We start from the raw sequence: 12,638 nt of genomic DNA, 5'->3' as shown, positions 1-12,638 counted from the left end.
TGGCAGTTAATTGAAATGAAACGACTTTTACAACTGTTACATTTCTGTCACAAAAACCGTGACTTGTTACCCGGAAACAACACCCTTTGGCAGGGTAATGGTCATACGTAAGCCCTTATTGTCTATATTAGTGGCTTGCAGTTCACCGCCAACCGCCTCGATCTGACGCTTGGCCAAAGATAATCCCACGCCAAAACCGTGGTACTTATGACGGCTGGCTCTTCCCAGGCGAAAGAATGGTTTGAAGATATCTTCCAGGTATTTACTGGCAACACCCGGTCCCTGATCGTCGATATGCACCACGTAATGGTCATGCTGAGCGAGCAAGCTGACTGCTACCCTGCCACCCTTAGCTGTATGGCTCAGTGCATTACGAATGATGTTTTCGATGGCATGACCCAGTGCGCGGTCACTGCTTTCAGTCAGCGGTGCAAATTCAGGCAGGTTTAATTCAATCTGATGTTCGGGGAATTCAAAGCGGGCGTCTTCAACGATGCTGTCAATCAGATCAGTCAGATCCAGTTCATCGCTCTGTAATTCAGGCTGTTCGTTTTCCAGCCAGGCCAGGCTGAGCGTATCTTCGACCATATCACGCATTTGCTGGCATTCTTCGCGGATACGTCTCAGTGGTTCACTATCTGGTGTGTTCTGCTCAGCCCAGCTTAAGGCCAGTTCAATCCGGGTCAGCGGGGTGCGCAGTTCATGCGACAGGTCTGAGGTCAGATGCCGCTGATTCTGAATCAATCGCCCAATTCGCTCTGCCATAGCGTCGAATTTTTCGGCCAGTGCAGTAATTTCATCATTACGCTTACCCAGACTGTTTTTCAGCCTGACATCAAACTGACCTTCACTGAACTGGTGGGTGGCGCGCTCGAGTTGCCGCAACGGTGACATCACATGTCGGTAAATCACCACGCTGATTATCGCCATCAGGATCATCGGCAGCGCAAGCTGTAACAACAGGTTGGTCTCAAGCCAGTAAGCCCCCGGACGCATCCTTTGTGGGAGGGTAATCAGAAAATGCGTGCGTCCATCGGCAAAGGGCATATCCATGATTGGATTTGCTTTGAAATAGAGATGAATTTTCCACTCTACGTTGCGCCCCAGTCGGAAACGCTCAGTGAATTGTGATGACAGTGTACTACCCGCCTGTGGCTGAATATCGGACTGCACCACAGCGACCCAGGTCTGCTCTTTTTGCTGAATCTCTTGCAGCCAGTCGGACAGGGCCTGCTGATCCTCCGAAAAATAGAGTCGTTCAGCCTTATCAGCATAATCAAGCAGCGTTTGCTGGTGCTGCTTGTCAATAAAGCTCATATGCTGCTCAGTCTGACTGACGAGGATATGGATCAGCCAGAACAAGAGCACGGTGCCGGCAACAATAACGGCACTCAGTTTCCACAAAAGCCGCCGCTTCATAGCAGCATATAGCCACTACCATGCACGGTTTGTAATCGATCCACCGCCATACCGGCAGCGACCAGTTTGCGGCGTACCCGGCTCATATGCATATCCAGGCTGCGGTCATAGGGGCTGAATTCGCGCTCCAGTACCATCCGGTATAAAGCCGGTTTACTCAAAGTCTGGTTGGGGTGTTGCATCAAGGTCCACAATAACTTGAACTGGATTGGCGTGAAGGTCATGGTTTTGCCATCAAAACTGACCTGCTGCTTGCTTTTATCGAGCTCAAGCCCTGCGCGGCGCAGACATGACATGACATTCTCCGGCTTGGTCTGTGGCAGAGAACGTCGCAGAATCGCCTCGATACGCAGCAATAACTCGGTAAGATTAAACGGCTTTGACAGGTAATCGTCGGCACCGTTACGCAGGCCAGTGATGCGCTCCTCTTCGGCACCATGGGCAGTCAGCATCATCACCGGTGTCTGCCGGTTCTGCCGGATGGATTTCAGCACGCTGTAACCATCTCTGCCGGGAAGGGCTACATCCAGCAGAATCAGATCAAAGGGTTCACGCAAAGCACGCAACAAGCCCTGTTCGCCATCGAAGGCCTGGGTAATATCAAAGCCTGCTGCGACGAGTAGTTGCCGGAGTTGTTCGTTGAGTTTGTTGTCATCTTCAATGATCAGTATGCGTGCTTTGCTGTCTTCCTGGCTCATAACAATCTCAAAAGTTAATGATAATCATTTTTATTAATATAATGGATTCTACAATAAAAATAAATCCCCAGTTGTGACATTAGTTACAAAAAAGCAGCTGGCCGCATAACGACCAGCTGCTTTATCAGTCCTTATAATTCAGGTGCTTACTTTTCGATTTTCAGTGCCAGAAACTGTGTCTGACCATTACGCTGGATCAGTACAGGGATTTGTTTATTTTCTGGCAAATCAATGGCAATTTCGACCAAATGTGCTGCGCCTTTGACATCAACATTATTGAGGCTAAGAATCACGTCACCAGGTCGGATACCTGCGGTAATGGCCGGGCCTTTTTCTATTTTCATGACCATAGCCCCACCTTCCTGCAGGTTGAGCTTCTCACGTTGTTGCGGTTTGATTTCAGATACTTCCATCGACAGATTCTCAGCAACAAAGCGGCCCGGTTTGCTGCTACCAGTTGCTGCAGCCAGATCCTGCTCTTCAGGTAATTCGTCAATGGTGACCTGAATGGTTTCACGTTTATTATCACGCATGACCACAACATCGACCTCTTTATTAACCCTGGTGCGTCCGACAATCGGAGGCAAATCTGAGGACGTTTCGACCTTCTTACCATCAAAAGTCATAATGACATCCCCTGCCTTGAATCCGGCATCAGAGGCTGGACTGTCAGCAACAACCCGGGATACCAACGCGCCGGTTGGTTTTTCAAGACCGAAAGATTCAGCCAGTTCACGGGTCATGTCCTGAATGACAACACCCAGCCAGCCGCGACTGACATAGCCCTGATCTTTGATCTGGGCAACAACATTCATAACAGTATCAATGGGAATAGCAAAAGAGACACCCATAAATCCGCCGGTACGGCTGTATATTTGTGAGTTGATGCCTATGACTTCACCATCCAGATTGAACAACGGGCCACCGGAGTTACCCGGGTTGATTGCCACGTCTGTTTGAATGAAAGGAACATAACTATCGCTCGGCAAACTACGACCCAGAGCACTGACAATACCGGCAGTGGCTGAATAATCAAAGCCAAACGGTGAGCCAATAGCCAACACCCATTCACCAACTTGCAGTTCGTTGGAATCACCCAGCTTCACAGCCTTTAGGCCGCTGGCATCAACCTTGAGCAAGGCGATGTCACTGCGTTCGTCGCTGCCCAGCAATTCTGCTTCCATCTCGGTGCGATCGCTGAAACGAACTATAATTTCTTCCGCGTCACGAATGACATGGTGGTTGGTCAGGATGAAGCCGTCCTCAGACAATACGAAACCGGAACCCAGTGATTCCTTCTCGCGCGGGTTGGGCATACCTGGTGAGCCTTCAAAGAATTTTTTGAAGAAGTCTTCAATGCCCGAACCTTCCGGAATCTCCATGCCTGGGGGCAACATTGATGAAGGTCCCGATTGCTCCTGTTTATTGCGGGTACTGATGTTGACGACTGCTTCACCGTTTTCAGCCACCAGTTCGGTGAATTCTGGCAAAGCGCGGGCCTGTACATTAAAGCTCAGCAGCAACCAAGCCGTCAGCATCATTACTGCTGTCCAGGTTTTGCTATGTCTCATTAGAAATCCTCTGTTGTTTGAACACGGACGCCGGGATTATGGCCTTTGATTTGATGCTTGACCCAGTAGAATCCGGCACACAGTCCTAGTAGACCAGCCATTATCTGGAGCAGTTCCCCGACACCTGTAAGGCGTGCCAGCATCGCAGTAGCAAACAGGAATATCAGCGGCAACAGATACATCATCAGTGCTCCGCTCAGCAGCGCCTGTTCGGGAATGGACACCATGACCTGCTGGCCGGCTTCCAGTTTTTCATCTGTGTGGACTGCGAGACGGGAAAAACGCTGGCCAACATGTTTGGCAAGCATACCGGTGCCACAACCTTTACGGGCCTGACACTGACTACAGGTGGATTGTCGCTCAGCCTCAACCCAGACAATATTGCCTTCGCGGCCTATGACAGTAGCTTTTTGCTCAATCATCAGGGGGTATCGCTGAAGCTAATCTGGTTGCCGATTTTTTTGACGGTGTCTGCAGGTACTTCACCGACAACCGTGACAAAATGTGCATGCATGATGGTGCCAAAGGCATTGATAGCGCCGACATGAGAGCCGCCATGCAGATGGTTATGACGCGCACGGATTCTCTCGATAAAGACGGAAACAGAGCTCAGTCCGTCGCTATAGACGCGTTGTTCAACATCAGCGCCATTACTGGCTCGAAGACGGGTTTGATACGCCACCTGAGCAAAACCATCGGGCAACCAACCCGTCTGCCAGCGAGACTGTTGGCTGGATGTGGCTGTATTGATGGGCTCTTCCGGTTCACTACGGTGCCAGGTCATCTCTTCTCCAGCCATTTGTGAGCGCAGTTTGTGATCAGGGATGTGAACGTCGGTATTAATCGAAGAAAAAGCAAAGGTTTCCAGCACATCGCCATCAGTGCCCAGCAACTCTGACTTGAGCAGCAAATAAGTCTGGGTATCGACCCACAGACGATAACCGTAGCGGTAATCATCCACCGGGGTGATGTTCAACTCATAGGCTTTGCGTCCGGCAATGCGATCGGTATCGCCCAGTTTGACATCGTAGAACGGTGTGGCTGAACTCAAACGCCGCGGCAGGTCACTGGGAAAGCCGCGCCCCAGGGGCCGGCGGCTGACATTGACCTGCTTCCCTTCAGGATTAATACAGGTCACCATATCATTACTGCGGATGACTTCGCGTGCAGCACCGTTAAGTGAAATGAGCCGCTCCAATTCACCACGCGCATCAGCACGATGGTAGATTCGGATCGACTGCAGGTTCTTACCTGACTGGTAGGCAAAGACGCCTTCATAAGTGAGATTTTTTGCTGCCTCTGTCATTCGTTCCAGGATCTGGATGGCCTTTTCATCGTCAGCCGCATAACTCGCTGCCGGTAAGGCCAGCGCCATTGCCAGAAACAGGTGAAGCAAAAAACGCATCAAATGTTACTCCTCACCGTATGAAACGACGCGGGCATAGGAGAACAGACCAGAGGCACCAGCATATTCATTATGGTCAACCAGATAATTGTTGAGCCGGTCTTCCACTTCACGCTCGCCCACCGTCCAGCGGTTGGAAGCAGCGACATTTGGCTGTTGCTGAATCACCTGCGGCTGGGGTTGCGCCTGGGCCAGTTCCGGTGTCACCGAGTTCTGTGGTTGATCAATCACGCCGACGACAGCCAGTGCACCAATCGATGCTGCGGCAGCCAGTCCGGCAGTTTGCTTCCAGAACCAGTCCGGTAATTTAAGAACGCGGGCTTTTTCACCAGCCGCTTTAGCTGACTGATGAGCCGGTTCAGACTCCAGAGCAGCGCTGATACGATTGCTTAGATCGATAGGTTCACTGCGGCTGGTATAGCCTCGTAATACATCACTGGAAAACTGGTAACTGAGAAAGTCAGCTCTGGCATTCTCATCAGAATCCATCAGTGACAAAAGCTCATCCAGTTCTTGTTGGTTTAATTCTCCATCGACAAATGCCGACAATAATTCTTGTTGCTTGGCAGTCATTGTTGTTCCTCTCCACCCGTCATCACTGCTTTGACCTGTTTATCTATTGCCTCTCTGGCGCGAAAGATACGGGAACGCACTGTACCAATTGGACAATCCATCGCCTGTGCAATTTCCTCGTAACTCAAGCCTTCAAACTCCCGCAGTTTGATGGCTGTTGCCGTATCCTCCGGCAATTCCTGAATCGCCTCATGAATCGCTTGTTGCAATTCATCACTCATGAGACTGTTTTCAGGGGTTTGAAATTCCTTCAATTCCGGCGCGTCGTAATAAATCGTGGCATCACCGGCATCCACATCCGTCACCGGAGGCCGGCGGGATGCGGCTGTCAGATAGTTTTTTGAAGTATTGATAGCAATACGATACAGCCAGGTATAGAAGGCGCTGTCGCCGCGAAAGCCGGGCAGCGCGCGATAAGCTTTAATGAAAGCTTCCTGGGCCACATCCATGGCTTCAACCGGGTCATGTACAAAGCCGGTAATCACATGGATAATCCGCTGTTGATATTTCATGATCAACAAGTCAAACGCTTTTTTATCACCTGCCTGTACGCGTCGTACTAGCTCTTGATCTGCATTCATCCTATCTTCCAGCTTATACCGACACGCCAGCGCTCGTGTTTATGAACAGCTTGATTGACCATCTCGATTTAACTTTGTTCCTTAATCCATGCAAAATAAATTTCTCCTATTGTACCCGTATAAGAGCGTATGACCACAACACAGCAGTTTGACATTCTGATTATCGGCAGTGGCACCGCCGGCCTGACACTGGCTTTGCACATGGCAGACCATGCCCGTGTTGCGGTCATATCCAAGGGACAACTTGATGAAGGCGCCTCTTTGTATGCCCAGGGCGGCATTTCCGTGGTGCTGGATAAAACTGATTCTATTCAGTCACATATTGATGACACCCTGCTCGCCGGCGCCGGTTTGTGCAACGAGGAAGCCGTGCGCTATACGGTGGAGCATGCCCGGGAAAATATTGAGTGGCTGATTGACCAGGGCGTGACCTTTACCCGCGACGGCGTCACTTCTGAAACCTATCATTTGACCCGGGAAGGCGGTCACAGTCATCGCCGCATTATTCACTCAGCCGATGCCACCGGTCGCGAAGTTGAGACCACGTTGCTGGACAAGGCCAAGGCCCATCCCGGCATCAGTCTGTTTCCCTACCATATCGGGATTGATCTCATCACAAGTCAGAAACATCTCAAGGAAACGCTTAACAAGGCGCTGGGCTGCTACGTGCTCGATATCGAAAAAGATGAAACCAAAACTTTTCTGGCTCCGGTCACGGTGCTGGCCACCGGCGGTGCCGGCAAGGTCTATCTCTATACCAGCAATCCGGATGTATCGACCGGCGATGGCATCGCAATGGGCTGGCGTGCCGGATGCCGGGTGGCCAATATGGAGTTCGTCCAGTTCCACCCCACCTGCCTTTTTCATCCCAGGGCAAAATCATTTCTGATCAGCGAAGCATTGCGCGGTGAGGGTGCCAGGCTGCTGCTGGCCAACGGCGAGCGCTTTATGCAGCGCTTCCATCCCCGTGGCGAACTAGCGCCGCGTGATGTGGTGGCACGCGCAATTGACCATGAAATGAAACGACTGGGCCACGATTGTGTGTATCTGGATATTTCGCACAAACCGGCTACCTTTATCAAAAGCCATTTCCCGACCATCTACAAACGCTGCCTGGCGCTGGGGATAGATATGACCCGAGAACCGGTGCCGGTGGTGCCGGCTGCCCACTATACCTGCGGCGGCATCATGACTGATTTACAGGGCCGTACCGATATCCCCGGTCTTTATGCGGTGGGTGAAACGGCGCATACCGGCCTGCATGGTGCTAATCGCATGGCCAGTAACTCTTTGCTGGAATGTCTGGTGTTTGCGCGCGCCGCTGCCGACGATATCAAACAGCAGGCGTTACAAGCCGTCACGGCAGATGTGCCACCGTGGGACGCCAGCCAGGTTCAGCCCGCCAAAGAAGCTATCGCCATTACCCATAACTGGGATGAACTGCGCCGCTTTATGTGGGATTACGTGGGTATTGTCAGAACCAATAAACGTCTCAATAAGGCCAAACAACGTCTGGCTTTGCTGCAACAGGAAATCGACGAGTTTTATTCTCAGCATCATATCAGCGCCGATCTGCTGGAACTGCGCAACCTGGCCGATGTCGCCGGACTGATCATTGATTCCGCGCTGCTACGCAAAGAGAGTCGCGGGCTGCATTACACACTGGATTACCCGGCTGCGGATGAACAGCAGCCAGCCCGGGAAACCATCATGCTGCCCGAATCATAATGCTCGGTCAGCTATCTTTGTTACGTAATAGGATGCAGAGTTTTCGCCAGCTTTCGCTATCAGTCGCATCGCGGCTAATCAGCAACGCCCGGCTGAGCCCCTGCCCTGTCCTGCGCAAATAGATCACGATAAGCGGCCCCAGAATAACGCTGTTATGGAGATGAAACCCCGATTGCTGTCGCTGATCAAGATCCACAATCGCGCAGCGCCCATCTGCATCTATTTTGACAGCAGTGACAGCCGCTGACTGACCCAGCCAGCCGTAATGACGGCAGTAAAAGGCCAGTTGCAAGCCAATCAAACACAGCAGTGGCAGCGTGAAAACCCCATCAAGCCGGCTGAGGATGAGCAGCAGCATGGCTGCCAGGTGCGTCACCAGCAGAAACGCCAGTAAAGCCTTTGAACGCTTCAGATAAAGTTGCATCAGAAAGTCCCTTTCCTTCGTCCCTGTTTTCAGTGTGATGCAACAGTTAGAATAGAGGCCAATTTTCTACTTAGCAATGACTTATGAGCTGGCAAACTTTAATCAAACAACAGACACATCTTCCTTCCGATAACGGCAAGAATGGACAAAAACAACTGATTCCCCTCCCCGGGATCAGCCTGATCCAGGTTGCCGGTGAGGAAGCCGCGTCCTTTCTGCAGAACCTCCTGACTAATGACGTCAATGCGCTGGCTGTGAATCAGGCCCAGCTGAGCGGTTTTTGTAATCCCAAGGGGCGTTTACTGACGATTTTCCGTCTGATCCGCCGTGAGCAGGACTTTCTGATTGCCCTGCCCAAGGAACTGGCAGAGGCCATTACCCAGCGCCTCACCATGTTCAAGCTACGCAGCAAAGTGGACATCAGCTTGGCAGAGGATCTGTATGCCTTCGGACTACTCGCAGATGATGCTGCGCTGGGTGCTGAGAACAACTGGCATGGCAAAACAGTCGATGAAGGTCTGCTGATAACACAACCCGGTCAACAAGCCCGTTACCTGATGGTCGCTGATGAGTCAGGCTGCAAAGCCGTGGCCCAGTGGCTGGATGAAGGCTGGCAGTTAGGTAGCGAAGCGGCCTGGCAGTTGCAAGATATTGAGGCGGGCCTGCCGATGATATTCAATGACAGCAAAGAAAGTTTTACACCGCAGCAGGTCAATCTGGATCTGGTCGATGGCGTGAGCTTTAAGAAAGGCTGCTATCCAGGCCAGGAAGTGGTGGCCAGATTGCATTACCTGGGCTCGCCCAGCCGCCGTCTGTTTCTGGGCCGTATTCATGACACTGAACTGCCCGCCATCAATACCGCAGTCACCGGTGACAACGGCGAAACGCTGGGGCATGTAGTTCAGGCTCAGTTTAGCGCCGAGAACCAGATTCTTTGTCAGTTAACAATGAAGCTGTCAGGACTGGAAAAAGCAGCCATGCTGGCCGGAAACGAGGTGCAGTCTCTCAGCGCCCTGGCCGAGGAACCGGCAGCGGACTAATCCAGCTCGAGTTTCTTGAGCTTGTAGCGCAGCGCACGGAAGGTAATGCCCAGTTTTTTGGCAGCGGCAGTTTTGTTCCAGCGGGTTGATTCCAGTGCCTGCATAATCATCTGCCGCTCCTGATCCTCAAGCGTTGATTCCAAATCCTGCGCTGTGCCTGCGGGTAATTCAACCACAGGCTGTGATGGTTCGACAGGTTTTGAATCAGGCAGCATCAGATCATCGGTCTCGATGCTGCCGGCTTCGGCCCAGGTCATGGCGCGTTCCAAAATATTTTCCAGTTCGCGCACATTGCCGGGAAAAGCATAGTGATGCAGCGTGGTCATCGCCGCATCGCTGATGACGGGTTTGTTGACCCCATGGTTTCTGGCCAGTTTGTTCAGAATATGGTCCGCCAGGATCGGAATATCGGCCTGACGCTCACGCAGCGGCGGCACCGTCAGCTCAATCACATTGAGCCGGTAGAACAGGTCCTCACGGAAGCTGCCCTCTTTGACGCAGGTCGCAAGATCACGGTGGGTAGCAGATAAAATCCGCACATCGACATTGACTTCGCCATGGTCACCGACCGGCCTAACGGCTTTTTCCTGGATCGCCCGCAGTAATTTAACCTGCATCATCAGCGGCAGATCCGCGACTTCATCCAGAAACAAGGTCCCGCCATCAGCCGCCTGAAACAGGCCCTGTTTATCGGCCACAGCGCCGGTGAACGCGCCTTTTTTATGACCAAAGAATTCACTTTCAACCAGTTCGGCCGGGATTGCGCCACAGTTAATGGGAACAAATGGCCCATCGCCGCGGGCGCTTAACTCGTGGATCAATCGCGCTACCAATTCCTTACCGGTTCCTGATTCACCGGTGATATAAACTGGTGCCTGACTGCGTGAAAGCTTGGTGATTTTGCCTCGCAGCGAACGGATCGGCGCAGTATCACCCAGCAGCTTGTCGCGCGAACGGCGTTCCCGCTGTTCGGGCACCTCCGGTGATAACTTGAGCGCGGTCGCAACCAGATCGCGCAGCATGCGTAACTTGAGCGGCTTGGAAACAAAGTCAAAGGCCCCGGACTTGAGTGCTTCGACCGCATGCTCGACATTGCCGTGAGCAGTAATCACCGCCACCGGCATATCGGGCCTTTGCTGTTGCAGGGTTTTGACAAAGTCCAGCCCGTTGCCATCAGGTAAACGCATATCGGTGAAACACAAATCGAACTGCTGCTGTTCCAACGCCTGATGGGCCTGTGCCAGATTTTCCGCGGTCACGCAGTCTATCGACATGCCTGATAGCGTCATGGTCAGCAGTTCCAGAATATCCGGTTCATCGTCAATAACCAGCGCCTGCTTAGCTTGTCCGTTTGTCATGCTAAATATTCCTGCCATTCTCCAGGGAAGCTTATACGAAAACGACTGCTTTGCAACTCATCGGGAAGAAAGCTCAGCCTGGCGCCATTGGCCTGACACAACTCACGTGCCAGATACAGTCCCAGCCCGGTGCCACCCTGCCGACGCGAGTGAAACGGCTCAAATAACAGAGACTGCTCATCCTCGGCGACGCCCGGACCGTTATCGCTGACATCAAGGTTAATTTCTTTGCCCGCTCTTGCCAGATGAATACGAATCCGCGGCAATGCCTGCCATGGGTCAGAATAATGCCAGGCATTTTCCATCAGATTCCATAGCACCTGGTGTAACTGCTCTGGATCCATTGCCACCTTGGCCAATGGTGCTTCTACCTCCAGAATGATCTCACCGTCTTTTGCTCCTTTGATCTCCCTGAACTCCTGAACAAAACGGTCCAGCCAGGTGGCCAGTACCATGGTGGCCGGCTCTACAGTCTTGCGGCGACTCATCTGCAGTATCGTCTCGACAATACTGTTCACCCGCTGACTATGCCTCTGGATAATACCGGTCAGTTTCTGCCTGTCAGATCGGCCGGGCTCCTGTTCCGCCAAAAGCTCACCGGCATGACTGATAGCGCTCAGCGGATTGCGAATCTCATGGGCAATACTAGCAGTCAGACGGCCCAGGGATGCCAGGTTCAATTGCTGGGCCTGCTGGGCCATAGCCGAGGTATTCTCAATATAAATCAGGGTTTCGCCACTATCCAGGCGGGTAGCCGAGGCGCGTACTTCCGGTAAGTCGGCCCGGGCCTGGAACGGGCTGAACGGCTGTGGGTGATGCTGATGCCAGGCCCAGACCTGTTCGGCCAGCACAGGTATTGTCTGCCTGAGATGAAAGCCCGGTACTGTCTGCTCAATACCCAGTAACTGGCGGGCTGATTCATTGAACACAGTCACACTGCCATGGGCATCCAGGGCCAGCACACCGATTTGCAGACGGCTGATAATATGCTGATTCAGCACCGCCAGGTTAGCTACATCACGCGCGCGCTGCTCTGCCAGCACCTGGGAAGACTGCATTTTTTCTGAAAGCCACTGTGCCAGCCAGGCGGTAACAAAAAACGCCGCGCCCAACAGCCCGGCCTGACTGTACTTGGTGGCACCGTCACCGGCTATTTGTGAATAACTGACTTCAAGCAGAATCGCCAGTGTCGCGATGGCAGCAATAAATGCCGCCAGCTTACCCGGCACCAGTGCGCCACCTGCCACCACGACCACCAGTAACAGGGAACCCAGCCCGGTCGGCAAGCCACCACTGCTATGCATGATCAAGGTCAGTGCCACGATATCTATCAGTAGCTGTAACTTGATCTGGGTATCGATGAAGCCCCAGCGCTTGAGGGTAAAAACCAGCAAAACCAGCGCCACCAGCAGGTAAACCTGACTGACCGTGAAATAGAGACTGGGATCGACCGCCCCCAGAAAGGCCGGTGGCAATTGCAGATAAAAAACGAAGAACAGCACCGCTGCCAGGAAGAAGCGGTATCCGGCAAATACTGTCAGAGCCCGCCAGGTTGCCGGTTGTTCATGTGCTGTAAAAGACTGCTGCGAGTCCGCCTTCATCAGGACTGGCGGTGCGCCTCAAGATGCTCATTGGAGCAGAAATACTGGCGATTGTCCTGTAAGGCTTCTTTTTCAACAATGTGCAGACCACAATGCTCACAACGAACCATACGCTCACTGTTGGCCGCAGGTTTTCTTGAATCGCTGCGGCTTTTTCTCAGCAGGTTGGTGATGATGATGTAAAGCAGTAGGCCGATGGCCAGTAAAATCAAAATGCGCATCTTTCACCTCAAAAAAAAG

The 12,638-nt window shown here is 52.4% G+C and carries 13 protein-coding genes; 2 read left to right on the top strand and 11 right to left on the bottom strand.

Annotation, left to right across the window (positions count from 1 at the left end):
- Positions 1-66 precede the first annotated feature (66 nt).
- From Q0X64_RS12020 to rpoE, 7 genes are all read right to left on the bottom strand, one after another.
- On the bottom strand, positions 67-1,419 hold the full coding sequence (locus Q0X64_RS12020; RefSeq protein ID WP_297813381.1) for a sensor histidine kinase: 1,353 nt from the start codon (positions 1,417-1,419) through the stop codon (positions 67-69).
- Positions 1,416-2,117 (bottom strand): response regulator transcription factor, encoded by a 702-nt coding sequence (locus tag Q0X64_RS12015; RefSeq protein WP_297813378.1) that lies wholly within the window; start codon positions 2,115-2,117, stop codon positions 1,416-1,418. The genes Q0X64_RS12020 and Q0X64_RS12015 overlap by 4 nt, the downstream gene beginning before the upstream one ends.
- Positions 2,118-2,263: 146 nt before the next feature.
- A complete protein-coding gene (locus Q0X64_RS12010) occupies positions 2,264-3,688 on the bottom strand; it encodes a DegQ family serine endoprotease (protein ID WP_297813375.1) in 1,425 nt (474 codons plus the stop codon).
- Complete coding sequence (locus Q0X64_RS12005) at positions 3,688-4,110, bottom strand: SoxR reducing system RseC family protein (RefSeq protein ID WP_297813372.1); 423 nt, start codon at positions 4,108-4,110, stop codon at positions 3,688-3,690. Before Q0X64_RS12005 ends, Q0X64_RS12010 begins: the two co-directional genes overlap by 1 nt.
- Positions 4,110-5,093 (bottom strand): MucB/RseB C-terminal domain-containing protein, encoded by a 984-nt coding sequence (locus Q0X64_RS12000; RefSeq protein ID WP_297813370.1) that lies wholly within the window; start codon positions 5,091-5,093, stop codon positions 4,110-4,112. The genes Q0X64_RS12005 and Q0X64_RS12000 overlap by 1 nt, the downstream gene beginning before the upstream one ends.
- A gap of 6 nt (positions 5,094-5,099) precedes the next feature.
- Positions 5,100-5,666, bottom strand: a complete 567-nt coding sequence (locus tag Q0X64_RS11995; protein ID WP_297813368.1) for a sigma-E factor negative regulatory protein — start codon at positions 5,664-5,666, stop codon at positions 5,100-5,102.
- Positions 5,663-6,247 carry an RNA polymerase sigma factor RpoE gene (gene rpoE / locus Q0X64_RS11990; RefSeq protein WP_297813366.1) on the bottom strand — a complete coding sequence of 195 codons (585 nt, stop codon included), beginning with the start codon at positions 6,245-6,247 and terminating at the stop codon, positions 5,663-5,665. The genes Q0X64_RS11995 and rpoE overlap by 4 nt, the downstream gene beginning before the upstream one ends.
- A gap of 129 nt (positions 6,248-6,376) precedes the next feature.
- Between rpoE and nadB the strand changes: the two genes are divergently transcribed.
- On the top strand, positions 6,377-7,975 hold the full coding sequence (gene nadB, locus Q0X64_RS11985; protein ID WP_297813363.1) for an L-aspartate oxidase: 1,599 nt from the start codon (positions 6,377-6,379) through the stop codon (positions 7,973-7,975).
- Positions 7,976-7,982: 7 nt separating this feature from the next.
- On the opposite strand, the gene Q0X64_RS11980 is transcribed toward nadB, so the two are convergent.
- Positions 7,983-8,399: a protein YgfX gene (locus Q0X64_RS11980; RefSeq protein WP_297813360.1), complete on the bottom strand. Its 417-nt coding sequence runs from the start codon at positions 8,397-8,399 to the stop codon at positions 7,983-7,985.
- An 83-nt stretch (positions 8,400-8,482) separates the two neighbouring features.
- Between Q0X64_RS11980 and Q0X64_RS11975 the strand changes: the two genes are divergently transcribed.
- A complete protein-coding gene (locus Q0X64_RS11975) occupies positions 8,483-9,439 on the top strand; it encodes a hypothetical protein (protein ID WP_297813357.1) in 957 nt (318 codons plus the stop codon).
- Here the strand turns inward: Q0X64_RS11975 and Q0X64_RS11970 are convergent.
- Genes Q0X64_RS11970 through Q0X64_RS11960 form a run of 3 tightly spaced genes read right to left on the bottom strand, consistent with a single transcriptional unit; the run spans position 9,436 to position 12,619 of the window.
- Positions 9,436-10,797 (bottom strand): sigma-54 dependent transcriptional regulator, encoded by a 1,362-nt coding sequence (locus Q0X64_RS11970; protein WP_297813354.1) that lies wholly within the window; start codon positions 10,795-10,797, stop codon positions 9,436-9,438. The two genes, Q0X64_RS11975 and Q0X64_RS11970, sit on opposite strands and share 4 nt — an antisense overlap.
- Positions 10,794-12,398, bottom strand: coding sequence for an ATP-binding protein (locus tag Q0X64_RS11965; protein ID WP_297813351.1), 1,605 nt, complete (start codon positions 12,396-12,398; stop codon positions 10,794-10,796). The genes Q0X64_RS11970 and Q0X64_RS11965 overlap by 4 nt, the downstream gene beginning before the upstream one ends.
- The gene (locus Q0X64_RS11960; RefSeq protein ID WP_297813349.1) at positions 12,398-12,619 is read right to left on the bottom strand and encodes a PP0621 family protein; all 222 of its coding nucleotides are present in this window, start codon (positions 12,617-12,619) and stop codon (positions 12,398-12,400) included. Before Q0X64_RS11960 ends, Q0X64_RS11965 begins: the two co-directional genes overlap by 1 nt.
- Positions 12,620-12,638: the final 19 nt, after the last annotated feature.

This window comes from uncultured Methylophaga sp., assembly GCF_947259025.1.
Lineage (GTDB): Bacteria > Pseudomonadota > Gammaproteobacteria > Nitrosococcales > Methylophagaceae > Methylophaga.
The sequence above is the reverse complement of the archived record's forward strand: the minus strand, read 5'-3'. Positions and strand labels throughout refer to the sequence as shown.